Below are 22,099 nucleotides of genomic sequence, written 5' to 3'. Positions count from 1 at the left end.
GAACGCCAAATGTCTGACCGCCCGAAAACGCCTTTGCTGGACCTTGTGAGCCGTCCTGCGGATCTCAAGCAGTTCTCGGATGCGCAACTGCATCAGGTGGCGCAGGAATTGCGAACCGAGACGATTTCGGCCGTGTCCGTCACAGGTGGGCACTTGGGCGCGGGCCTAGGTGTAGTCGAGCTGACCACCGCGTTACATGCGGTATTCGACACGCCCCGCGACAAGATCATTTGGGATGTGGGGCATCAGTGTTATCCGCATAAGATCTTGACCGAACGGCGCGACCGTATCCGAACCCTGCGCATGAAGGACGGACTGAGCGGGTTCACCAAGCGCAGCGAAAGCCCGTATGATCCGTTTGGGGCAGCGCACAGTTCGACCTCGATCAGCGCTGCGCTTGGATTTTCCGTGGCCCGCGATCTGGGAGGCGTCACGCCCGAAGGGCTGGGTGACGCAATTGCCGTGATCGGCGATGGGTCGATGTCGGCGGGTATGGCCTTTGAGGCGATGAACAACGCCGGTCATCTGGGCAAACGCCTGATCGTCATCCTTAATGACAATGAGATGAGCATCGCCCCGCCCGTCGGTGCACTGTCCAGCTATCTGTCGCGAATTTACACCGAAGCCCCGTTCCACGAATTGAAAGCCGCTGCCAAGGGTGCGGTCTCGCTTCTGCCTGAACCGTTCCGAGAAGGTGCAAAACGGGCCAAGGAAATGCTGAAAGGCATGGCGGTGGGCGGCACGCTGTTCGAAGAGCTTGGCTTTTCCTATATCGGGCCTCTCGACGGTCACGACATGGATCAGTTGCTGCCGGTTTTGCGCACGGTCAAAGCACGGGCGACCGGTCCGATCCTGATCCATGTGCTGACAAAAAAGGGCAAGGGCTACGCGCCCGCCGAGCAGGCCCGCGACAAGGGCCACGCCACCGCGAAATTTGACGTGGTCACGGGCGAGCAGAAAAAGGCCCCGTCCAACGCGCCGTCATATACGTCGGTCTTTGGCAAAGCGCTGGTTGATGAGGCGGGGCGCGATGACAAGATCGTGGCTGTCACGGCCGCAATGCCGGACGGCACCGGGTTGAACCTGTTTGCCGAACGCTACCCGTCGCGCTGTTTCGACGTCGCAATTGCGGAACAGCACGGCGTGACCTTCGCGGCGGCGCTGGCGGCTGGCGGTATGAAACCGTTCTGCGCGATGTATTCGACCTTTTTGCAGCGCGGCTATGATCAGGTGGTGCATGACGTGGCCATTCAGCGCCTGCCGGTGCGTTTTGCCATCGACCGTGCAGGGCTGGTGGGTGCTGATGGCGCAACCCATGCGGGATCCTTCGATATTGCCTATCTTGCCAACCTGCCCGGCATGACCGTCATGGCCGCTGCGGATGAGGCCGAACTGATGCACATGGTGGCCACGGCGGCGGCCCATGATGACGGTCCCATTGCGTTCCGCTATCCGCGCGGCGAGGGTGTGGGCGTCGACCTGCCTGAAGGAGGCGAGGTGCTTGAGATCGGCAAAGGCCGCATGATCCAAAAAGGTGCGCGCGTGGCGCTTTTGTCCTTTGGCACCCGCTTGGCCGAGGTGCAGAAGGCCGCCGAGGCCCTTTCAGCCCGCGGGATCACACCCACCATCGCCGACGCCCGTTTCGCCAAACCGCTGGACCGTGATCTGATCCTTGATCTGGCCGCTAACCACGAGGCTCTGATCACCATCGAAGAAGGTGCCGTTGGCGGATTTGGCAGCCACGTGGCACAGCTATTGGCGGATGAGGGTGTGTTCGATCACGGGCTGAAATACCGCTCGATGGTGCTGCCGGATATCTTCATCGATCAGGCCAGCCCAGCGGACATGTATGCCGTTGCGGGCATGAATGCCGAACAGATCGAAGCCAAGGTTCTGTCGGTTCTGGGCGTCACAACAATAGGCGAAAAACGCGCCTAAGCGGTTACCGGAACACGATTCGGGAATGCATGTGGTGCCTCAAGAGGGACTCGAACCCCCGACCTTGTCCTTACGAAGGACCTGCTCTACCAGCTGAGCTATTGAGGCAAGCGAGGGTTCGTTTAAACGGTCGGGGTGGTACGCGCAAGCCTACTTCTTTTTGGTTTCCTCGTGCTTTTTCCACGCGTTTGGGCAAGCTGTGCTGTTGACCGCTCGACCCCAACGCGAACATTCAGTGACAACGAATGTGAATTTATTGTAACGGCGCGGGTTAGGGATTGTTGCTTGCGTATTATTTCGATATTTCATGAAATATGATAAATCGAATAACAAACCAACTCGCTGTCCTTGGCCACCCGCAACGTATTTCGGTGTTTCGTATATTGATGCGACGCTTTCCTGACGCCGTTCCGGCGGGTGAATTGGCGACAGAGCTGAGTATCAAACCCAGCACTCTGTCGAACTATCTGAACGCATTGCAACGATCCGGGCTGGTGACGCAGAAACGGTCGGGGACTTCCCTGCTTTATTCGGTTGAAATGAAGAACGTTCAGAACATGCTGGGCTTCCTGCTGAACGATTGCTGCCGTGGCCGCCCTGATATCTGCATGCCATCCGAGCAAGGAAACGGCGCAATGACGGGCCGCAAATTCAACGTGTTGTTTATCTGCGTTGGCAACTCGGCACGTTCCATTTTTGCCGAGACCCTGCTGCGAGACATCGCTGGGAACCGGTTCAACGTCTACTCAGCTGGCACAAAATCGTTTTCCGAGCTGAAGCCGATGGCCATGCAAGTGCTTGAGGACAAGGGTCATGACACCTCGGGTTTACGGTCCAAAAGCATATCTGAATTCTCGGGCCCCGACGCGCCCGAGTTGGATTTCGTTTTTACTGTCTGCAACAAGGCCGCAAACGAAGAATGCCCCGCCTGGGAAGGTCAGCCGATTAGCGGCCACTGGGGTATGATCGATCCGGTCCAGACCGAAGGCACAGACGCCGAAAAAAGCCTAGCGTTTCAGAACACTTATGGCGCGCTCAAGCGCCGGATTGAAGCCTTCACCTCTTTGCCGGTCGAAAGTCTTGACCGGATCGCATTGCAATCTGCTGTCGATGACATCGGCAGAACGCCCGTCGAGGAAGAACAATGACAACTTACGCACTGAACGGTTTGGGCCGGATGGGAAAGCTGGCCTTGAAACCATTGCTGGAAAAAGGCGCCAAGATCGCCTGGATCAATGATGCAGTGGGCGACCCCGAAATGCACGCGCATCTGCTGGAGTTTGACACCGTGCATGGCCGCTGGGATGCCAATTTCGAGCATGACGCAGAGAGTGTCACGATCAATGGCACCCGCCTGCCTTTTATTGGCACCAAGGACCTGAATGCCCTTCCACTGGACGGTGTCGATGTGGTGATCGATTGTACAGGCGTATTCAAGACCGAGGCCAAGCTGGCCCCATATTTCGAGGCTGGCGTGAAAAAGGTTGTCGTCTCGGCTCCGGTCAAGGAGGGACCGACTGCCAATATCGTCATGGGCGTCAACGATGCCACCTATGACCCGAACAAGCACCTAATCATCACTGCGGCCTCATGCACCACCAACTGCCTGGCGCCTGTGGTCAAGGTGATCCATGATAACCTGGGCATTCGACACGGATCGATGACCACAATCCACGACGTGACCAACACGCAAACCATTGTGGATCGACCGGCCAAGGACCTGCGCCGCGCACGCTCGGCGTTGAATTCTCTGATCCCGACCACCACCGGATCGGCCACCGCAATCACGCTGATCTACCCCGAACTCACGGGGCGGCTGAACGGCCATGCAGTGCGTGTGCCGTTGCTGAACGCCTCGCTGACCGATTGCGTATTCGAAGTCGAGCGGGAAACAACTGCTGAAGAGGTCAACGCCCTGTTCAAAGCCGCTGCCGAAGGGGACTTGAAAGGTATTCTGGGTTATGAAACGCGGCCTTTGGTGTCGACCGACTACACCAATGATACACGCTCTTCGATCGTGGATGCGCCTTCGACCATGGTGGTGAACGGAACGCAGGTAAAGATCTATGCCTGGTACGACAATGAAATGGGTTATGCGCACCGCCTGGTGGACGTTGCCCTTATGGTTGGGTCGGGGCTGTGACCCAACGGCCCGAGGGTCTGTCAGCCTATATCGCGGTCACAGCCGCCTATTGGGCGTTTATGCTGACCGACGGTGCGTTGCGCATGTTGGTGCTGTTGCATTTTCATTCGCTGGGCTTTTCTCCGGTGCAGCTGGCCTATCTGTTTGTTTTGTATGAGGTCGCAGGGATCGTGACCAATCTGACGGCGGGCTGGATCGCGGCGCGGTTCGGGTTGGCCTCGACGCTTTATGCCGGTCTGGGACTTCAGGTTCTGGCCTTACTGGCGATGACGCAACTGGACCCGAATTGGACCATCGCAGCATCGGTGACCTTTGTGATGATGGTGCAAGGGGCCAGCGGCGTGGCCAAGGACCTGGCCAAGATGTCCTCGAAATCTTCTGTGAAACTGCTGGCACCCACCGAGGGGGGCGGGCTTTTTCGTTGGGTAGCGGTGCTGACCGGATCCAAGAATGCGGTGAAAGGGCTGGGCTTTCTGCTGGGTGCGGTGATGTTGGCCACTTCGGGATTCATGATGGCGATCCTGATTATGGCCGCAGTTCTGGCGCTGATATTGATTGGAGTAATACTGTTCATGCCCGCAGGTCTGCCCATGGGCCGCAAAGGGGCAAAATTCTCCGAGGTGTTCTCGAAATCCGCCAATGTGAACTGGCTTTCGGCGGCGCGTGTCTTTCTTTTTGGCGCCCGAGACGTGTGGTTCGTGGTCGGCATCCCGATCTATTTCTACGCCGTGCTGTCCGACGGCACCCAAGAAGGAAACCGCGCAGCCTTTTTCATGATCGGCTCTTTCATGGCAGTCTGGGTTATCCTTTACGGCGCTGTTCAAGCCAGCGCGCCCAAGATTCTGCGCGCCAGTGAACGCAGCGAAGCAGACCTGATCCGCTCCGCCCGCAGCTGGGCCGCAGCTTTGTTTTGCGTACCCGCCGCATTGACGATTGTGGTGCTGTTCTCTTCAGGCCCCGAAACATGGTTAACCGTCACGCTGGTTCTGGGCCTGCTGCTGTTCGGCGCGGTGTTCGCAGTCAACTCATCGCTGCATTCCTACTTGATCCTGGCCTTCACAAAATCGGAACGGGTGACGATGGATGTCGGATTTTACTACATGGCCAATGCAACGGGCCGTCTTGTAGGCACCGTCCTGTCCGGGCTGACCTATCAAATCGGAGGTCTTTCCCTGGTCCTGGGCACCGCAGCCGCGATGGTTGCACTGGCAGCGCTGGCATCGGGCAAGCTGACCGATCAAACCGCTGACGCCTATTCTTGAATGTCGTCGTACACTACCTGACCGCCCGGCCGCCTATAGCTGTGTTTCAGCAAACTTGGCGACCCCGGCAGGATTCGAACCTGCAACCTGCCCCTTAGGAGGGGGCTGCTCTATCCAGTTGAGCCACGGGGCCGCGCAAGGCTCTCTGTAACCCGGTTTTTTCAGGTTGTCATGACCTTTGCACAACAGTTGTAAATCAAGTCCCGTTCACGCTACCATCGGGCAAAACAACAGTGCAGGTGCCCTCCGTGACCACAGAAACAAAACGTCCGCTTACCCTTCGTGATGTATCCGAAGCGTCAGGGGTGTCCGAAATGACGGTCAGTCGGGTCCTGAGGAACCGGGGCGACGTGTCCGATGCTACCCGCACCCGCGTTTTGGCTGCCGCGAAAGAGTTGGGATACGTTCCTAACAAGATTGCAGGCGCGCTGGCTTCCAGCCGCGTAAATCTGGTTGCGGTGATTATCCCGTCGCTGTCCAATATGGTCTTTCCCGAGGTTCTGACCGGTATCAATCAGGTGTTGGAAGACACTGAATTGCAGCCCGTTGTCGGCGTCACCGATTACCTGCCCGAGAAAGAAGAAAAAGTCCTTTACGAGATGCTCTCGTGGCGGCCGTCGGGTGTGATCATCGCGGGACTGGAACATACCGAAGCAGCCCGCGCAATGCTGGATTCAGCCGGAATTCCGGTGGTCGAGATCATGGATACGGACGGCAAACCAGTGGACGCGATGGTCGGCATCTCACACCGCCGTGCCGGGCGTGAAATGGCTGCTGCGATCCTGAAAGCGGGTTATCAACATATCGGTTTCATGGGCACCAAGATGCCGTTGGACCACCGCGCGCGGAAACGCTTTGAAGGTTTTACCGAAGTGCTGGGCAAGAACGGGATCGAGATCGAAGATCGCGAGTTCTACTCCGGCGGCTCGGCCCTGGCCAAGGGGCGCGAGATGACGCAGGCCATGCTGGATCGTTCACCAGATCTGGATTTCCTGTATTATTCCAATGATATGATCGGTGCTGGTGGATTGCTGTACCTGCTGGAACAGGGCATCGACATACCGGGACAGATCGGTCTGGCCGGGTTCAACAATGTGGAACTGCTGCAGGGGTTACCACGCAAGCTTGCCACGATGGATGCCTGCCGTCTTGAGATCGGGCGCAAGGCGGCCGAGATTATCGCCACGCAATTGGCCGATCCGAATACCGAGGTCGACACGCGTCTGACACTGACCCCCAAGATCAGCTATGGCGACACCCTGAAGCGGCGCTAAACTCATGGCGCCGCGGCGGCTGGACAACAAAACGGCCCGCGCGCTGTTTATGGATCACCATGCGCTGGCCGAACCGCCTTCGGGCGGGGCCAAAGGTGCGGAGTTATTGGGCTTGATCCACCGACTGGGCTTTGTTCAGCTGGACAGTATCAATACCGTGGCCCGCGCCCATGACATGATCCTGTATTCGCGCAGGCCATCCTATCGCGCCAAAAACCTCAAACAACTTTACGAACGTGACAAGGCGCTGTTTGAACACTGGACTCATGACGCTGCTGTCATCCCGATAGAGTTTTACCCCCATTGGCATCTGCGTTTTCAACGTGATGAGACCTTGTTGAAATCCCGCTGGAAAAACTGGCGCCGGGATGGATTTGAGCAGCAATTTGCCTCTGTCCTGCAACACATCCGCGATCATGGCCCGGTCTCGTCCTCGGATGTGGGCAAGGACGAGAAAAAGGGCTCGGGCGGTTGGTGGGATTGGCACCCATCGAAAACGGCGCTTGAGTTCCTGTGGCGGTCGGGCGCGCTGACCGTGGTTGGCCGCAACGGGTTTCAAAAACAATACGATCTGACCGAACGGGTCATCGAGACGCATCTGTGTCCTGGCAACATACCCTGCAACGCCAAGGAAACCGTGGATTGGTTGTGCAATGCAGCGTTGGACCGGCTGGGATTTGCCACACCCGGAGAGCTGGCGGCATTCTGGGATACGGTCAGTGTTAGCGAGGCCAAGAACTGGTGTAATAAGGGTCTAACACAGGGTATTCTGGAGGAGATTGAAGTCACCTGTGCCGATGGAAGAAGCCGCAAACTGCTCGCGCGCCCGGATTTGGCCGAGAAAAACCCGCCTTCGCCGTCCAGTCGCATTCGCGTGCTTAGCCCCTTTGACCCGATGCTGCGCGACCGCAACCGCGCGGAACGTCTGTTCGGGTTCCATTATCGGATTGAGGTCTTCGTTCCCGCCGCCAAACGGACCTATGGCTATTACGTGTTTCCGCTGCTGGAAGGGGACCGATTGATTGGCCGGATCGATATGAAAGCCCAGCGCGACCGTGGCATTCTACAGATCAACGCGTTATGGCCAGAGCGATCCGTGCGCTGGTCCGGCGCGCGGACACGCAGGCTAGAGGCCGAGATGGACCGCGTCCGCCGGTTTGCTGGATTGGACGGTTTTGAATTCGCAACCGATTGGCTGAAAGACCCTAAATAGGGTCTATTCCGAATCTGTCAGCGTCAATTGGATCGGTTGCAACCCGTCAATCCCCCCTTCGATCACATCCCCAGCCTGCACTGGGCCAACACCGGCGGGTGTGCCCGTCAGGATCAGGTCACCTGGACGCAGATGGTAATATCCGGACAAATGGCTGATGATTTCGTCGATCTTCCAGATCAGTTCGCTCAGCGTGGCATCCTGACGAATGTCGCCGTTCACGCTTAGATGAATGCGTGTGTTGTCTTGCGGTGACCAGTCCGCAGCCGAGGTCAGGGGCGCAAACACTGCCCCGGCCTCAAGGTCCTTACCCAGATCCCAGGGTCGCTGTTTGTTGCGCTCTCGGATTTGCAGATCCCTACGGGTCATGTCCAGGGCACAGCCATAGGCATAGACGGCGTCCCAGGCCTGCGCACTGGTGGCGCGGAAAACGGGCTTTCCGATGGCTACAGCCAGCTCCATCTCGTAATGAAAATTCTCGGTCCCCGGCGGGTATGGTACAGACGCACCGGTCAGAACTGCGTTTGGCGTTGATTTGGTGAAATAAAAGGGGGCTTCGCGGTCGACCTCGTGCCCCATTTCGGCGGCATGAGCGGCATAGTTACGGCCCACACAGAAAATTCGCCCCACCGGATAGGCCGCATCCTGCCCCTGCATCGGAATCACAACCGGATCGGGAAGAGAAAACAAATTGTCTGGCATGGCAGCCCCCTATTCTATCAGCCAGCGCGCATCTTAATGCGGTGAACCGCGGGAACAAGTCGCCGCTTCTCGCGACATCGGCTGAATTCACTGCAATTTTACCTGCCAATCGGCAAGCCCTGGCCGACAGCTGTTCACAATCTGGTCGACGGGCTTGGAAAACGCTCAAACAGCTCTAAGTTGAAAGATGGCTGGGTGACGAGCGCTGGCAAATCGGGGTGCCGCGCGCTCTGACCGCCACTCACAGATATGGCGGGGACCCAAGCACCCGCCACGACGTCAAGACACCCCATAGGGTCCCGCATCACGCGGCATTATCGGGTGCGAATATTTCAGAGAACTATGGTCAAAGGCGTTACCCCCAATGTCTTTGGCGCAAAAAGCCGGTTACTTTTTTGATTGGCGCGTTCTCTGAATTGCGGGCCGGACCGTCGGGAACTATCCGGTGCAACCGGCCTCGGGCCAGGCATATAATCCAGTACACGTCTGGCCGCCCCGTCAGAGATAGCACCTGTCTCTGGCGGGGTTCGTATTTGGGGTGTCACGTTTCCAGTTCGCGCAATTCGTTCAGCAGGTCCAACAGGGCCTCATGCCGGTCGGGCCCAAGTTTGGTGCGCAGATCCTCGGCCAGATGGATGGTTATCTGAATATTGTCCTGGATAATCTGCTTTCCTTTGGCTGTGATGTCGACGATCTGGCGGCGCTTGTCACAAGGATGCGCGCTCCGCAGGATCAGGCCTTTGACCTCAAGCTTTTGCAGAATGCGAGTGAGGCTGGGCAACAACAGGCAAGCACGGTCCGCAATATGAGTCGGCTCTTGCGGGCCTTCCTCGTTCAGGACACGCAGCACGCGCCATTGCTGTTCGGTCACACCAACATCCACCAGCATCTTGCGAATGGGTCCCATGACCCGTTCCCGCGCCCGCAGCAACGCAATGGGCAATGAACGTGACGTCAATGGTACATCATTGGTCATACGAAATTCTTGCCGAATTCCGCCGACACTGCAACGGGACAGAGGGTTTTTTCGGCTGTTCTTACCTATTTGGCCATAAATAGACTCTATGCGATGGGATATTTTCACAGAGTTGTCATTTTGTGATGAAGTGAAGGATCGAAAGATCGTTGACCTTCTGCCCGCGTTGTCCATCACTATCAGCAAGACAAAACCAGCCTGGGGTAACCCCCGCCAAACAATGCTGAGGATAGCGATGAAATGGGATGAATTCTCAGACTGGGGCAAGAAAATATCCGAATGGGCACAGGATTATCACCTGACCGTGGGGGACAAACCGGTGCGCGCCCAGACCGAGCCCGGAGAAGTTTTCAACGCCCTGCCCGCCCATCCGCCGGAACAGGCGCAGGCGATCGAGGACGTTTTCCGCGATTTCGAAGATATCGTGATGCCTGGTATCACCCATTGGCAGCACCCCCGGTTCTTTGCCTATTTCAACTCGAACGCCTCGGCCCCTTCGGTTCTGGCCGAGTTTCTGGCCAGCGCAATCGCGCCACAATGCATGCTGTGGCAGACCTCGCCCGCCGCAACCGAGATGGAAACGCGGATGATGGACTGGCTGCGGCAGGCGCTGGACCTGCCCGAAGAGTTTGCTGGTGTCATCCAGGATTCTGCTTCGTCGGCAACGCTGGCCGCTGTGCTGACTATGCGGGAAAAAGTGTTGAACTGGCAGGGCAATCGTCAGGGGTTGTTCGGTCAGAAACCGCTTCGTGTCTATTGCTCGGCCGAGGTCCATACATCGGTGGACCGCGCCATCTGGGTTGCGGGAATTGGGCAGGATAATCTAGTACGTGTTCCGATCAAGGGAGATTGGCGCGGGATGGATCCTGCGGCACTGGATGGGGCAATTCAGGCCGATTTAGACTCTGGTTTTCAGCCCGCTGGTGTCATTATGTGTGTTGGTGGCACCGGAACCGGTGCCACTGATCCGATCGACGAATGCTTGAAGGTGGCGCAGAAATACGGGCTTTATACGCATGTGGATGCGGCCTGGGCCGGGTCGGCGATGATCTGCCCGGAATATCGTCATTATTGGCCCGGCGTGGATCAGGCCGATAGCATCGTCTTCAACCCGCATAAATGGCTGGGTGTGCAATTTGATTGCTGTGCGCATTTCCTGAAAAACCCGGATGACCTGGTGCAGACGTTGGCGATTAGCCCGGAATTCCTGAAGACGCATGGTAAGGACGGGATCATCAACTACTCGGAATGGTCGGTGCCTCTGGGCCGTCGGTTCCGTGCGCTGAAACTGTGGTTCGTTATACGCGCCTATGGGCTTGAGGGGTTGCGTGAGCGGCTGCGCAATCATGTGAACTGGTCCGTCGACCTGCATGACAAGTTGGCGGCCGAGCCGGATTTCCAGATCACCACGCAACCGATGTGGTCGTTGTGGACCTTCCGCTATGCGCCTGAAGGGCACACCGATCTGGACGCGCTGAACCTGCGGCTGGTTAATGCCATCAACGATGATGGCCGCATTTACCTGACCCAAACCCGTGTTGACGGTGATATGACGATCCGTTTTCAGGCGGGTCAGTTCGAAACCACTGAAGATGACGTGCGAATGGCCTATGATGTCATCACCGAAATCGCACGCTCACTAACCTAAGGGTTCCACCATGTCTGCACCAAAAAATACTTTCAAACAGGCTCTGATCAACGGAGATCGCCAAATCGGTTGCTGGAGCAGTTTTGCCGAACCCATCGCAACCGAGATCATGGGCACCGCCGGATTCGACTGGCTGGTGATCGACGGTGAACATGCGCCGAATGACATCCGTTCGATACGCGATCAGCTTATGGCGCTGGCCGCCAGCCCCTCGCATCCGGTGGTACGCGTGCCCGTGGGGGAAACGGCGAAGATCAAGATGGTGCTGGACGTGGGAGCGCAGACTATTCTGGTACCGATTGTAGAAAGCGCCAAGCAAGCGCGGGAATTGGTTCGCGCCTGCCGTTATCCACCCGAAGGTGTACGCGGTGTCGGTGCAGGAGCAGCGCGCGCGACTGGCTATGGATCAGTCGCGGATTACATTCAAACGGCAGATGCGCAGATTTGCCTGCTGGTTCAGGTGGAAAACCGCGCCGGGATGGCAGCACTGGACGATATTCTGACGGTTGACGGTATTGATGGTGTGTTCATCGGCCCGGCGGACCTGTCCACCGACATGGGCTATCAAGGCAACAGCGCCGCGCCTGAGGTGCAGGCCACCATCGCCGACGCCATCACCCGTATCAAGGCAGCCGGCAAGGCACCTGGCATTCTGGGCACCAATGATCAGGCAAGCCAGGCCTATATGGACATGGGCGCGCAGTTTCTGGCAGTGGGAATTGATGTGATGCTATTGGCGCAAGCGGCGCGGGCCTTAGCAGCCAAGTGGAAAGCGAAGTAGCGCTTTAGCCTCGCATCCCAGCAGCGGCCTGCGCGTAACCGCCCGAAGCGCCGTCCACGAAATGCACGTGATCATCGCGTGTGGCCGAAGGCACAAAACAGGTCATCATCGCCTCATCCTGCGCGTGCAGACCATAGCGAACCTTGCCCTGTCCCCGCGCTTGTTCCAGCATCATGCGGATCTGCGATAAGGTGGCCGGATCGCAATCCAGCGTCATTTTCAACCCGTCATCGAATTTGCGGAAATCGGCATTGCGACTGACCATGTGTTTGTAATGTTCAGGGTCGAACTGACCCAATCGCTTGCCGGTCTTGAACAGCAGCGCAATCAGCAGGTTCTGCCCCAAAAGTTTGAGTTTCTGCGCAAACAGGTTGCGCCCGGCCCGTGACACACGCGCATCAAGCGCGACATCGGGGGGTGGCCAACTGATTGGTGGGCCGTTTTCTGGCACCGGGTGACCTGCGCGCTCCAACCGATCGGCCGCGGATAGGACGGATTGAGACAGATCGGCAAAATCGCTTTCGGTGGCTTTGGAAGTCGGCTGCACCACAACCGAGACGATCATTCCATGCCGCGCCCTGCTATTGGACCAGCGACAGGACAGGCCGGTAAGGTCGGGCTGCGCGCCGGGGTCGGCGGGCGGCACTTCGAACTGGCCTTCTTTCATCTGCGCCTCAGCCCAGGCCAGCCCGCCCCCCGAGAACATGGCGTAATCCACCCCGTCTGACGGCGCATAGCGTGCCACACGGAGGTCTTTGCCCGCCATGCGGATTTCGGACACAGGCACCAAGGCCCCGCGCAGAGTAATCCCAAACTCCTCGTCCGCCCAGCGCCGAAGCTGGGCCAGGACCGTTCGGCCCGTGTCAACCGCGCTGGCGGGTATGGCAAATCCGGCCCCGTCGCCACCGAAGACATAGGGAAACTCCTGCCCCTTCAACCCGTTGATCATGCCCGAGATCACAGCCGCGCCGACCATATTGACGGTTTTATAACGCCCTTTGGCAATCTCACCGGTGGAATCAACGATATCGGCCACGCCCAGCGCCCAATCATCCGGCACAGCGGTAAACCGCGCAGGCTGAGCCAGTCGAGTAAAGTCCCGCTGCAGGGGAAGGCTGTCATAAAAGGCGGCCTGGGCGTCTTTCATCTGCACCTCGGGGTGATGGGTAAATAGTTAGATAGACCGAATGTGAACGCTGTCCGGTGAAAACAGTATAGCACACGCGCTTGTGTGGCGCATCGTGACGTGCGAAGCATTTCCGCGCAGGCGGGGGTAGAAGGGACGAAAAATGAAGGCAGGTCTGGTAGTCTTGTGCCTGGGCTATGTGCTCAGCCAGTTCTTTCGCGCCTTTCTGGCGGTTCTCAGCGTTGATCTGGGCCGCGATATCGGCGCCACACCCGAGGATCTGGCCTTTGCCTCGGGTCTTTGGTTTCTGATCTTTGCCGCGATGCAATTGCCGGTGGGATGGGCTCTGGACCAGGTCGGGCCGCGCCTGACCTCGGCCGTTCTTTTGCTGGTCGGCGGCGCAGGTGGCGCAGCCCTGTTTGCCGTGGCCCACACGCCGTTTCACATCGCCATCGCCATGGGATTGATCGGGGTCGGATGCTCGCCTGTTTTGATGGCATCTTATTATATCTTCGCGCGGGAATACCCGCCCGCCCGCTTTGCGACATTGGCCGCCGTGATGTTGGGGGTTGGATCGGTCGGCAATCTGGTGGCCTCATACCCCACTGCGCTGGCGGTCGAACTGGTTGGATGGCGCGCAACGATGTGGGTGTTGGCGCTGTTTTCGGGGGCTATCGCACTGGGTATCTGGTTCACCGTGCATGACCCAAAACGGGTCGAGATCGAACACAGGGGGTCCGTGCTGGATCTGCTGAAGGAACCCGCGCTTTGGGCGATCCTGCCTTTGATGCTGGTCGCCTATGCACCCTCGGGCGCCACACGAGGGTTGTGGGCCGGACCGTACCTAAGCGATATATTCAACCTAAACACCACTCAGATCGGGACGGCGACTCTGATCATGGGCGCGGCGATGATTGCAGGCACCTTTGCCTACGGGCCGCTTGACCGGATGCTAGGCACGCGGAAATGGGTGATTTTCGGCGGCAATGCGTTGGGCACCGTGGCGCTGGTGCTGTTGTGTCTGTGGATCGACAACGCCGTCTGGGTATCAGTGGTTCTGATGGCGGTGATTGGGTTCATGGGGGCCAGCTTTCCGGTGATCATGGCGCATGGCCGCGCTTTCGTTGCACCGCATCTGGTTGGGCGCGGCATGACCTTGCTGAACCTCTTTGGCATCGGAGGTGTGGGGCTGGCCCAATTTATCACCGGACGCATTCACGCGGCCACGGTGGACATAAGCCCGACCGCACCCTACACAGCGATATTCGGCTTTTTCGCAGTCGCGCTTGCCATCGGGTGCGTGATTTATCTATTCAGCCGCGACAGCATAGACTGATCCCGCCTCGGATCATCGGGTATGGAGAGCTCAATGCAGGATATCGAAGTTCTGGCGCCGAACCTGAAACATAGTCTTTCGGGAGTGACCACAACTGTTATCCGGCTGCTGCCCATCCAGTTAAAGCTGATCAACATCCGCGCCACGGGCCCAGGGTTGCCAGATAATATTCCGCATATTCCCCTTTGGAAGACTCTGTTTTTGCCCAATCGTGCGCCCATCGTCTGGCATGCGCGTCGCAACACCGAAATGCTGATGGGGCTGTTCCTAAGGTCCGTATTCCGCCGCAACTATAAAATGCTGTTCACGTCGGCCGCACAGCGCGATCATTCGGGATTTACCAAAAAACTGATCTCGAAAATGGATGCGTTGATTGCCACCACACCACAGGCGGCCTCATTCCTGCAACACCCGTCGAAGGTGATCATGCATGGCGTTGATACGCAGATCTTCCACCCGGCCGAGGATAAGGAAGCACTGCGCGCCAAGCTTGGATTGCCAACCGGGACGTTGATAGGGTGCTTCGGGCGTATTCGACCCCAAAAAGGCGTCGATCTGTTGGTCGATGCAGCGATCAAGGTGCTGCCATCCTTTCCCGATGCCAAAATTGTCTTTACCGGCAATGCCACGAAAGAATTCGAAGCCTTCCAGCATGAACAGGAAACCAAGCTGAAACAGGCCGGGCTGGCCGACCGTGTCCGGTTTCTGGGCGAACGCCCGTGGGAGGAGATCGTCGAAACCTATCGCGCGCTGGATTTGTTCGTCGCCCCTGCCCGCCATGAAGGGTTCGGCCTGACCCCGCTTGAAGCGATGGCATCAGGCGTTCCGGCCATCGCCTGCCATGGCGTTGGCGCCTTTAGTGCGCAGATTCAGGACGGAGTAACCGGTCGTTTGGTGAAAAAAGACAACGTTGATGCGCTGGCCGAGGCTTTGCACGACATGCTGAGCGACCCAGGCAAAATGGCCGCCGCCGGAACCGCCGCCCGCCAGCATATCGAACAGAATTTTCGAATCGAAGGCGAGGCAGAAGAGATCGTCAAGGTATACCGATCCCTGTTAGCGCAAGACTGAGGCCGGAAACGCCTCAAATCGCCGTCATCCTCGGAATAATGGCGCGATTCCTCTTTTTTCTTTGCTGCAACGCGGCTATGAACGCGCGTCCTTAACTTTGGAGACATGAAATGGGCTATCGCGTCGTAGTCGTCGGCGCCACGGGTAACGTGGGCCGCGAAATGCTGAACATCCTGGCGGAACGCCAGTTCCCTGTCGATGAACTTGCTGCCCTGGCAAGCCGTCGTTCGCTGGGGACTGAGGTGACTTTTGGCGACAAGACCCTCACGACCAAAGACCTGGACACATTCGATTTCACCGGCTGGGACATGGCATTGTTTGCCGTGGGGTCCGAGGCCACCAAGGTTTACGCCCCCAAGGCGGCCGCGGCTGGCTGCGTGGTGATCGATAACTCGTCGCTCTATCGCTATGACCCGGAGATTCCGCTGATCGTGCCGGAATGTAATCCGCAGGCGATTCACGACTATAAGAACAAGAACATCATCGCCAACCCCAACTGCTCGACGGCGCAGATGGTTGTCGCGCTGAAGCCGCTGCATGATCGCGCCAAGATCAAGCGCGTTGTCGTGTCGACTTATCAGTCGGTTTCGGGTGCTGGCAAAGAGGGGATGGATGAGCTGTGGGATCAGACCAAGGCCATCTACAACCCCACCACCGAGGTTGAACCGAAGAAGTTCCAGAAACAGATCGCCTTCAACGTCATTCCTCAGATCGACGTCTTCATGGAAGACGGCTCGACCAAGGAAGAGTGGAAGATGGTTGTCGAAACCAAAAAGATCGTCGATCCGTCGATCAAGGTTACTGCTACCTGCGTTCGTGTTCCGGTGTTCGTCGGCCATTCCGAGGCGGTGAACATCGAATTCGAAGAATTCCTGGACGAAGACGAAGCCCGCGACATCCTGCGCGAGGCACCGGGCATCATGGTGATCGACAAGCGCGAACCCGGCGGCTACGTCTCGCCGATCGAATGCGCAGGCGATTTTGCCACCTTCATCAGCCGCATCCGCCAGGATTCGACGATCGAAAACGGCCTGAACCTGTGGTGCGTGTCCGACAACCTGCGCAAGGGCGCGGCGCTCAACGCTGTGCAGATTGCCGAACTGCTGGGTCGTGAAGTCCTGAAAAAGGGCTGATAAACATATCGAATGTGCCATGTTGGATGACGTGGCACATTCCACCTCTGCCTGTTGACAAAGACAGGCTGGCTTGTCACCAAAATGACGCGCTTTGACAGCGGGACATGTGACACAGCAAACCACATGCATTGCCCCGAACAAAGCGACAGAGGCAGAGCATGCGAGTTTTGACCAGGCACAGGATTGTACGAAACCTGATCATAGGCTGCGCAAGTATGCTGATGGGTCTGGTCATTATTGGCTTTACAGGCCCCGTCATTGCAGCTGGGGATTCGTTCGCCCTGCTTCGCCCGCTGGCCGGCGTTCTGCTTTTACCATGCGCCGTGATTTTGCTGTGCATGCGCGCGCGTTACGTCGCTTTGAGCGCGATAGCCGTCGCCGTCCTCGCGATTGGGTCAATCGCAACCAGCTATGCAGCGCCCTCAGGTGATTGCAACGGTGCTTGCCTGACGTTGTATCAAAAGAACCTCATGAGCCAGGCCTGGCCACGCTATCCCTTGGCCGATGACATAATAGAATCCAACGCCGAGATCGTGACCTTGCAGGAAGTGTCCAGTCACAATCGCAAGTTCATGAGAAACATGTTCGAACATTACCCGGCAAAATCGATCTGTGAATTTCGCCCCGAACAAAACGTCGCCATCTTGACCACATTGCCAATTGTCGAAGGTTCCGAGTTTTGCCTGGAAGGGTATGGGCTTGTCGGGGTGCAGGTTAAAACCCCCGGCGGCGGTCTGGTTTGGGTTGTATCCGTACACCTGAACTGGCCGTTTCCTTACGACCAATCCAAACAAAGCCAAGTGATTGCTGATCGCATTAAGGAACTCGACGGGCCGGTTCTGATTGCCGGAGATTTCAATATGGTGCCCTGGGGCCAAAGCGTTCAGCGGATCGCGGCGGCAGCAGACAATCAAAGCTTTGGAACTATCTTGAACACTCATAACCTTGGCAGCTGGCAGATACCCTTGCCAATCGACAACCTGTTGTTCCCGAAAGGAACAACGGGAACGGTTGAGTTGCGCCCCTTTATGGGCTCCGACCACCTTGGAAAGCTCGCCCGAATTCGATTTGAATAATCTGCCCGACCGTTGCGCCGGGCTGCATAGATCAAAACCTGCGGCGCAAAACCTATTGGCTTAGGTCTGTCCTTCGACCAGCGCCTTTAGATTGCTCAGTCCCTGTTCGTAATCGCCGCCGACCCACTTATCCATCATCAACCCCATCCAGCGTGCCATCGGGTTCATCCCAAGATCGGATTCAAGCCCCCAAGTTACCTGAGTCTGATCGCCTTCGGGCGCCAGCTCAAACGACGCCGATGCCGTGCCCATCGGACCAAAATCCAGCGCGGTTCTGACGGTCTGATCCGGAACACTTTCGATGATTTCCTGAGTGCCGCTGCCGACTTGTGGATGCTCGGAACTCCAGCTCAGGGTATTGCCCACCCCAGCTTCGGGTCCGCTATAGGACAGTTGCGTTTCCGGGTCCCGCGCCAGCCAGGGAGACCATTTCTCGGTCTCTTGCATGGAATTCACATAAGGAAAGATGGCGCTGGCCGGGGCATCGATGGTGATGCTGCGCGACACGATCGCCTTGCCGGGCAGCAGGTATGAGACACCGATCAATAGCAAAACAAGACAGATTAGAAAAAGGAAAATACGTTTGATGACTCGCATATCGCGCCTCTAACCCAAACCTGGATCAGGCCACTATACCAAAAAAGGGCGCAGAATCAGAGACCTGATCCTCCGCCCACTATTTGCGCAACATTTCAGCGCCGCTTAGACGACGACGAATTTCTTTTCCTGCGGATCATAGCTTTGCAGCCCGCCTTCGCCGATATCGGTCCACAACCCATGCAGGCTGAGCGAACCATCCTGCACCGCAGAGGACACGAAGGGAAAGGTCATCAGGTTCTCAAGCGAGGCCACAACCGCCTGCCGCTCAAACTGACGCGCCTGTTCAACGCTGTCCTCGACATCGGCGACCAGGTCGTATTTCGGTTTGAGGATATCCATCCAGCGGCCCACAAAGCTTTCTTTGGCTTCCAGTTGCGGGGCCTGCCCCTTGCACATGTCGATACAGCCCTGCACACCACCACATTGCGAATGGCCCAGCACGATCAGATGCGCCACTTTCAGAGCGGTGACCGCATATTCAATCGCCGCACTGGTGCCGTGATGATCACCATCCGGTGCATAGGGCGGCACCAGGTTGGCAATGTTGCGGTGAATAAAGAACTCACCCTGATCGGCCCCGAAGATCGAAGTGACATGGACGCGGCTGTCACAACATGAAATCACCATCGCCCGTGGACGTTGTCCTTCAGTGGCCAGACGGCGATACCAGACTTGATTTTCAGAATATGTGGTGGCTTTCCAGCCGTGATACCGCTTGACCAAATAGTTCGGCAAAGGTTTGGCGTGATCCATTTGAAAGTCCCTGATTTGTTCGCTGGGGGCTGCTCTACCCCGAATTCGCAGAAAATTCGAGCGATTATCCCCCGCGAATGCAAGGTTTTGCAAAGGAATTCGCGGTCAAAGTCGGTCCATGCCGTGGGGGCACAAAATATTGGGGTGAATGTGGTGGATAAGATACTCACGCTTGAACACAAGGAAACCGTTCGTCTGGATCAGGACCGGCTGAATGGATTGTACCGGCAATTGGGCGACAAGAACGCATTGGACGTTTTGTGCCGTACGGTCGAGGAACTGGCCGTGCGCCTGTCGAACTGCGAACGGTTCTGGCGGCAACGCGATTGGGCCGGGTTGCGCAAATGCGCGCGGTCGCTGGTGGCGATCGCCGAACAGATCGGCATGGTCGCATTGGCCCGCGTCGCCGGAGATGTGGCGCAGTCCGTGGATGCAGGGGATGCCGTTGCCACCGGCGCCACCCTGTCGCGGCTGATCCGGGTCGGTGAAAACTCGTTGACGGTGATCTGGGATCAGCAGGACCTTTCGGTCTGACGGGGCTTGCGGACGGGCCGTGGGCGGCTAGGCTGGGCGCAAATCGAACAAGCCGAGATTTCCATGACCCTGTCCTTCGCTTCCTCTTCTGATCCATCGCTTCCGCTGCATGTCATCGCACAACCCGATCTGGAAGGTTGGCTGAGCGATCAGCCAGACCATATTCCAAACTGGGTCAGGGCCAGCGGGTTCACCGGCGCGCTGGGTCAAGCATTGCTGATTCCCGGACCGGAAGGCAAACCCGAATTTGCGCTGGGGGGATATGGCAAAGCAACAGGCCGGGTGCGCAAGCGCTTTCCGCTGGCCGCCGTGGCCGAAACCCTGCCAGAAGGCACCTATCACATTGCTTCTGGCGTCCCATCCGAGGTGTTAGCGACCGAATGTCTGGGCTGGTTGCTGACCGGCTATGCGTTCAACCGCTATGCCAAGCAATCTCCGGCCAACGCCCGGCTGATCGCGCCCGAGGGCGTCGACGCCACGTTGATCGAAGTTTTGGCCCAAGCCGAGGCCCTGACCCGCGATTTGGTCAACACGCCCACCGCAGATATGGGTCCGGATCAATTGCAAGCTGCGGCAGAGGCGCTGGCGCAGGAATTCGAGGCGTCGTGCGACGTGATCCGCGGCGCGGCGCTGTTGGATCAGAACTTTCCGATGATCCACGCCGTTGGCCGGGCGTCCGCGCAGGACCCCCGGCTGATCGAGATAAACTGGGGCAGTGTCGGTCCCAAGCTGACATTGGTCGGCAAAGGTGTGTGTTTTGATACCGGTGGGTTGAACCTGAAACCCGGCAACTCGATGGGCTTGATGAAGAAGGACATGGGAGGATCGGCCAATGTGCTGGGCCTGGCCCGGATGATCATGGCGTTGAACCTTCCGCTGCAACTGCGGGTGTTGATCCCAGCGGTTGAAAATTCGGTGGCCGGAGACGCCTTTCGCCCCGGCGATATCCTGACCTCGCGCAAGGGCTTGACGGTTGAGATCAACAATACCGACGCTGAGGGGCGGCTGGTACTGGCCGATGCGCTGACGCTGGCAGATGAGGGGGAGCCGGATCTGGTAATCTCGATGGCCACGCTGACGGGTGCCGCGCGGGTGGCCGTTGGCCCCGATCTTGCGCCGTTTTACACCGATGACGACAGTGCTGCCGATGCTTTGGCACAAGCAGGCAGGCAGGCCGCTGATCCGGTTTGGCGGATGCCGTTCCATGAACCCTATGAGGCAATGATCGAACCCGGCATCGCCGATCTGGACAATGCGCCTCCGGGTGGGTTTGCAGGCTCGATCACCGCCGCGCTGTTCCTGCGTCGGTTTGTGGGCAATAGTCGTTACATGCATTTCGACATCTACTCGTGGCAGCCCAGCAAGGTCCCGGGTCGCAGCAAAGGCGGCCTCGGTCAAGGCCCCCGCGCCATATTGACCGCCCTACCCGAGATTCTGGGCTTATGACCCAACAGCGCATCATAACCCCCGTCGCTGACCTGTTGCGCCGCCCGGATGGTCCGCGGGACCGGCAGCTTTTATTCGGTGACACCGTCACCGTCCTTGAAACGCAACAGGGTTGGGGCCGGATCACCGCCGACAAGGACGGTTACCCGGGCTGGGTAAACCTGGATCATTTGGGGGCACCGGTGCTCGATACGCATTGGGTCACGGCGCCTGCGACCCACGCCTATGCGCAGCCGGATATGAAAAGCCCCGACCGGGTCTCGTTAAGTTTCGGCAGCAGGGTTCAGGTTCTTTCGGAAAATGGCCGGTTTCTGGAAACTGAGCTGGGATTCATCCCCGCCGTTCATGCCAAGCGCAACGCCATCCACCTGACCGATCCGGTTTCCGTGGCCGAACTGTTTCTGGGCACACCCTATCTTTGGGGCGGCAACAGCCGGTTCGGATTGGATTGCTCGGGTCTGGTGCAGGCTGGGCTATTGGCCTGCGGCACGCCTTGTCCCGGCGATAGCGGCGATCAAGAGCGTGAATTGGGCGAGGCCCTGCCCGCTGGGACGGAACCGAAACGCGGCGACCTGCTGTTTTGGAAGGGTCACGTCGCCTGGGTCTATGGCGACAACATGCTGCTGCATGCCAATGCCTATCACATGGATGTGACGTTCGAGCCGATGGATCAGGCTATCACGCGTATTCTGGAACAGGGTGATGGGCCAGTGACCGCCCACAAACGGCTCTAATCAAGGTCGACCGAGCGAATCAGCTTGCGTTCCAACACCCTTAGAACCGTGCGCAAATCCTGGCCGCGTTTCAGGATGCGGCCATCCATGCCAACCACCGAATACATCCCCTGCCTTTGCCGCAGACGTGGATGTTTCTCGACCCGGTAAATCGGATGTTCTGCCGTTCGCCGAAAGATGGAAAACACCGCCATGTCGCGCAGGTTGGAAATTCCGTAATCGCGCCATTCTCCGGCGGCGACCATCCTGCCATAGACGGATAGAATATGGGACATCTCGTGCCGGTTAAACGCGACGGGCATCTGGGCCGAGTTTGCAGAAAACCGGCTGGGAGGCTGCATGTTCATACC

21 protein-coding genes and 2 tRNA genes are annotated in these 22,099 nt (G+C 57.9%); 15 read left to right on the top strand and 8 right to left on the bottom strand.

What is annotated here, in order from left to right; all coding sequences use genetic code 11:
- Positions 1 to 9 precede the first annotated feature (9 nt).
- The gene (gene dxs, locus ACR0B0_RS10120) at positions 10 to 1,938 is read left to right on the top strand and encodes a 1-deoxy-D-xylulose-5-phosphate synthase (RefSeq protein WP_170349644.1); all 1,929 of its coding nucleotides are present in this window, start codon (positions 10 to 12) and stop codon (positions 1,936 to 1,938) included.
- 32 nt (positions 1,939 to 1,970) lie between these two features.
- Here dxs and ACR0B0_RS10115 read toward each other — a convergent pair.
- Positions 1,971 to 2,046 (bottom strand) — tRNA-Thr (locus ACR0B0_RS10115).
- Between the two features lie 206 nt (positions 2,047 to 2,252).
- Between ACR0B0_RS10115 and ACR0B0_RS10110 the strand changes: the two genes are divergently transcribed.
- Genes ACR0B0_RS10110 through arsJ form a run of 3 tightly spaced genes read left to right on the top strand, consistent with a single transcriptional unit; the run spans position 2,253 to position 5,343 of the window.
- Positions 2,253 to 3,086: an arsenate reductase/protein-tyrosine-phosphatase family protein gene (locus ACR0B0_RS10110; protein ID WP_480647601.1), complete on the top strand. Its 834-nt coding sequence runs from the start codon at positions 2,253 to 2,255 to the stop codon at positions 3,084 to 3,086.
- Positions 3,083 to 4,081, top strand: coding sequence for an ArsJ-associated glyceraldehyde-3-phosphate dehydrogenase (locus ACR0B0_RS10105; RefSeq protein ID WP_170349642.1), 999 nt, complete (start codon positions 3,083 to 3,085; stop codon positions 4,079 to 4,081). The genes ACR0B0_RS10110 and ACR0B0_RS10105 overlap by 4 nt, the downstream gene beginning before the upstream one ends.
- Positions 4,078 to 5,343, top strand: a complete 1,266-nt coding sequence (gene arsJ / locus ACR0B0_RS10100; protein WP_480647599.1) for an organoarsenical effux MFS transporter ArsJ — start codon at positions 4,078 to 4,080, stop codon at positions 5,341 to 5,343. The genes ACR0B0_RS10105 and arsJ overlap by 4 nt, the downstream gene beginning before the upstream one ends.
- A gap of 56 nt (positions 5,344 to 5,399) precedes the next feature.
- Here arsJ and ACR0B0_RS10095 read toward each other — a convergent pair.
- Positions 5,400 to 5,476 (bottom strand) — tRNA-Arg (locus tag ACR0B0_RS10095).
- A gap of 115 nt (positions 5,477 to 5,591) precedes the next feature.
- Between ACR0B0_RS10095 and ACR0B0_RS10090 the strand changes: the two genes are divergently transcribed.
- A complete protein-coding gene (locus tag ACR0B0_RS10090) occupies positions 5,592 to 6,617 on the top strand; it encodes a LacI family DNA-binding transcriptional regulator (protein WP_170360951.1) in 1,026 nt (341 codons plus the stop codon).
- Between the two features lie 4 nt (positions 6,618 to 6,621).
- On the top strand, positions 6,622 to 7,830 hold the full coding sequence (locus ACR0B0_RS10085; RefSeq protein ID WP_170349629.1) for a winged helix-turn-helix domain-containing protein: 1,209 nt from the start codon (positions 6,622 to 6,624) through the stop codon (positions 7,828 to 7,830).
- A 3-nt stretch (positions 7,831 to 7,833) separates the two neighbouring features.
- Here the strand turns inward: ACR0B0_RS10085 and ACR0B0_RS10080 are convergent, their stop codons facing one another.
- Entirely contained in the window at positions 7,834 to 8,532 is a 699-nt protein-coding gene (locus ACR0B0_RS10080) for a fumarylacetoacetate hydrolase family protein (protein ID WP_170410991.1), read from the bottom strand.
- 541 nt (positions 8,533 to 9,073) lie between these two features.
- Positions 9,074 to 9,508, bottom strand: a complete 435-nt coding sequence (gene hpaR / locus ACR0B0_RS10075; RefSeq protein WP_170349627.1) for a homoprotocatechuate degradation operon regulator HpaR — start codon at positions 9,506 to 9,508, stop codon at positions 9,074 to 9,076.
- A 235-nt stretch (positions 9,509 to 9,743) separates the two neighbouring features.
- Between hpaR and ACR0B0_RS10070 the strand changes: the two genes are divergently transcribed.
- Both ACR0B0_RS10070 and ACR0B0_RS10065 read left to right on the top strand, forming a co-directional pair.
- Entirely contained in the window at positions 9,744 to 11,156 is a 1,413-nt protein-coding gene (locus tag ACR0B0_RS10070; RefSeq protein WP_480647597.1) for a pyridoxal phosphate-dependent decarboxylase family protein, read from the top strand.
- 10 nt (positions 11,157 to 11,166) lie between these two features.
- The gene (locus ACR0B0_RS10065; protein WP_480647595.1) at positions 11,167 to 11,937 is read left to right on the top strand and encodes an HpcH/HpaI aldolase family protein; all 771 of its coding nucleotides are present in this window, start codon (positions 11,167 to 11,169) and stop codon (positions 11,935 to 11,937) included.
- Between the two features lie 4 nt (positions 11,938 to 11,941).
- Here the strand turns inward: ACR0B0_RS10065 and ACR0B0_RS10060 are convergent, their stop codons facing one another.
- On the bottom strand, positions 11,942 to 13,084 hold the full coding sequence (locus ACR0B0_RS10060; RefSeq protein ID WP_480647593.1) for a DUF3095 domain-containing protein: 1,143 nt from the start codon (positions 13,082 to 13,084) through the stop codon (positions 11,942 to 11,944).
- Between the two features lie 142 nt (positions 13,085 to 13,226).
- Here ACR0B0_RS10060 and ACR0B0_RS10055 point away from each other — a divergent pair, with 142 nt between their 5' ends.
- From ACR0B0_RS10055 to ACR0B0_RS10040, 4 genes are all read left to right on the top strand, one after another.
- Positions 13,227 to 14,399, top strand: a complete 1,173-nt coding sequence (locus ACR0B0_RS10055) for an MFS transporter (RefSeq protein ID WP_170550202.1) — start codon at positions 13,227 to 13,229, stop codon at positions 14,397 to 14,399.
- A gap of 33 nt (positions 14,400 to 14,432) precedes the next feature.
- The gene (locus tag ACR0B0_RS10050; protein ID WP_170550205.1) at positions 14,433 to 15,470 is read left to right on the top strand and encodes a glycosyltransferase family 4 protein; all 1,038 of its coding nucleotides are present in this window, start codon (positions 14,433 to 14,435) and stop codon (positions 15,468 to 15,470) included.
- Between the two features lie 110 nt (positions 15,471 to 15,580).
- On the top strand, positions 15,581 to 16,603 hold the full coding sequence (locus ACR0B0_RS10045; RefSeq protein ID WP_170349621.1) for an aspartate-semialdehyde dehydrogenase: 1,023 nt from the start codon (positions 15,581 to 15,583) through the stop codon (positions 16,601 to 16,603).
- A 161-nt stretch (positions 16,604 to 16,764) separates the two neighbouring features.
- A complete protein-coding gene (locus ACR0B0_RS10040) occupies positions 16,765 to 17,682 on the top strand; it encodes an endonuclease/exonuclease/phosphatase family protein (protein ID WP_480647591.1) in 918 nt (305 codons plus the stop codon).
- Positions 17,683 to 17,742: 60 nt separating this feature from the next.
- On the opposite strand, the gene ACR0B0_RS10035 is transcribed toward ACR0B0_RS10040, so the two are convergent.
- Both ACR0B0_RS10035 and ACR0B0_RS10030 read right to left on the bottom strand, forming a co-directional pair.
- Positions 17,743 to 18,279 (bottom strand): SRPBCC family protein, encoded by a 537-nt coding sequence (locus tag ACR0B0_RS10035; protein ID WP_480647590.1) that lies wholly within the window; start codon positions 18,277 to 18,279, stop codon positions 17,743 to 17,745.
- 105 nt (positions 18,280 to 18,384) lie between these two features.
- Positions 18,385 to 19,035, bottom strand: a complete 651-nt coding sequence (locus ACR0B0_RS10030; RefSeq protein ID WP_170349618.1) for a carbonic anhydrase — start codon at positions 19,033 to 19,035, stop codon at positions 18,385 to 18,387.
- A gap of 144 nt (positions 19,036 to 19,179) precedes the next feature.
- Here ACR0B0_RS10030 and ACR0B0_RS10025 point away from each other — a divergent pair, with 144 nt between their 5' ends.
- The 3 genes from ACR0B0_RS10025 to ACR0B0_RS10015 all read left to right on the top strand — a co-directional run bounded on the left by ACR0B0_RS10025 (position 19,180) and on the right by ACR0B0_RS10015 (position 21,749).
- On the top strand, positions 19,180 to 19,569 hold the full coding sequence (locus ACR0B0_RS10025; protein WP_170349845.1) for a hypothetical protein: 390 nt from the start codon (positions 19,180 to 19,182) through the stop codon (positions 19,567 to 19,569).
- A gap of 63 nt (positions 19,570 to 19,632) precedes the next feature.
- Positions 19,633 to 21,015 (top strand): leucyl aminopeptidase family protein, encoded by a 1,383-nt coding sequence (locus ACR0B0_RS10020; RefSeq protein ID WP_480647588.1) that lies wholly within the window; start codon positions 19,633 to 19,635, stop codon positions 21,013 to 21,015.
- Positions 21,012 to 21,749 carry a C40 family peptidase gene (locus tag ACR0B0_RS10015; protein ID WP_480647586.1) on the top strand — a complete coding sequence of 246 codons (738 nt, stop codon included), beginning with the start codon at positions 21,012 to 21,014 and terminating at the stop codon, positions 21,747 to 21,749. The genes ACR0B0_RS10020 and ACR0B0_RS10015 overlap by 4 nt, the downstream gene beginning before the upstream one ends.
- On the opposite strand, the gene ACR0B0_RS10010 is transcribed toward ACR0B0_RS10015, so the two are convergent.
- The gene (locus ACR0B0_RS10010) at positions 21,746 to 22,096 is read right to left on the bottom strand and encodes a DUF2794 domain-containing protein (RefSeq protein WP_170349615.1); all 351 of its coding nucleotides are present in this window, start codon (positions 22,094 to 22,096) and stop codon (positions 21,746 to 21,748) included. The genes ACR0B0_RS10015 and ACR0B0_RS10010 overlap by 4 nt on opposite strands.
- Positions 22,097 to 22,099 lie beyond the last annotated feature (3 nt).

Source organism: Ruegeria sp. BA12 (assembly GCF_056539625.1).
Note: the sequence above shows the minus strand (reverse complement) of the source record. Positions and strands in the feature narration are given on the sequence as shown.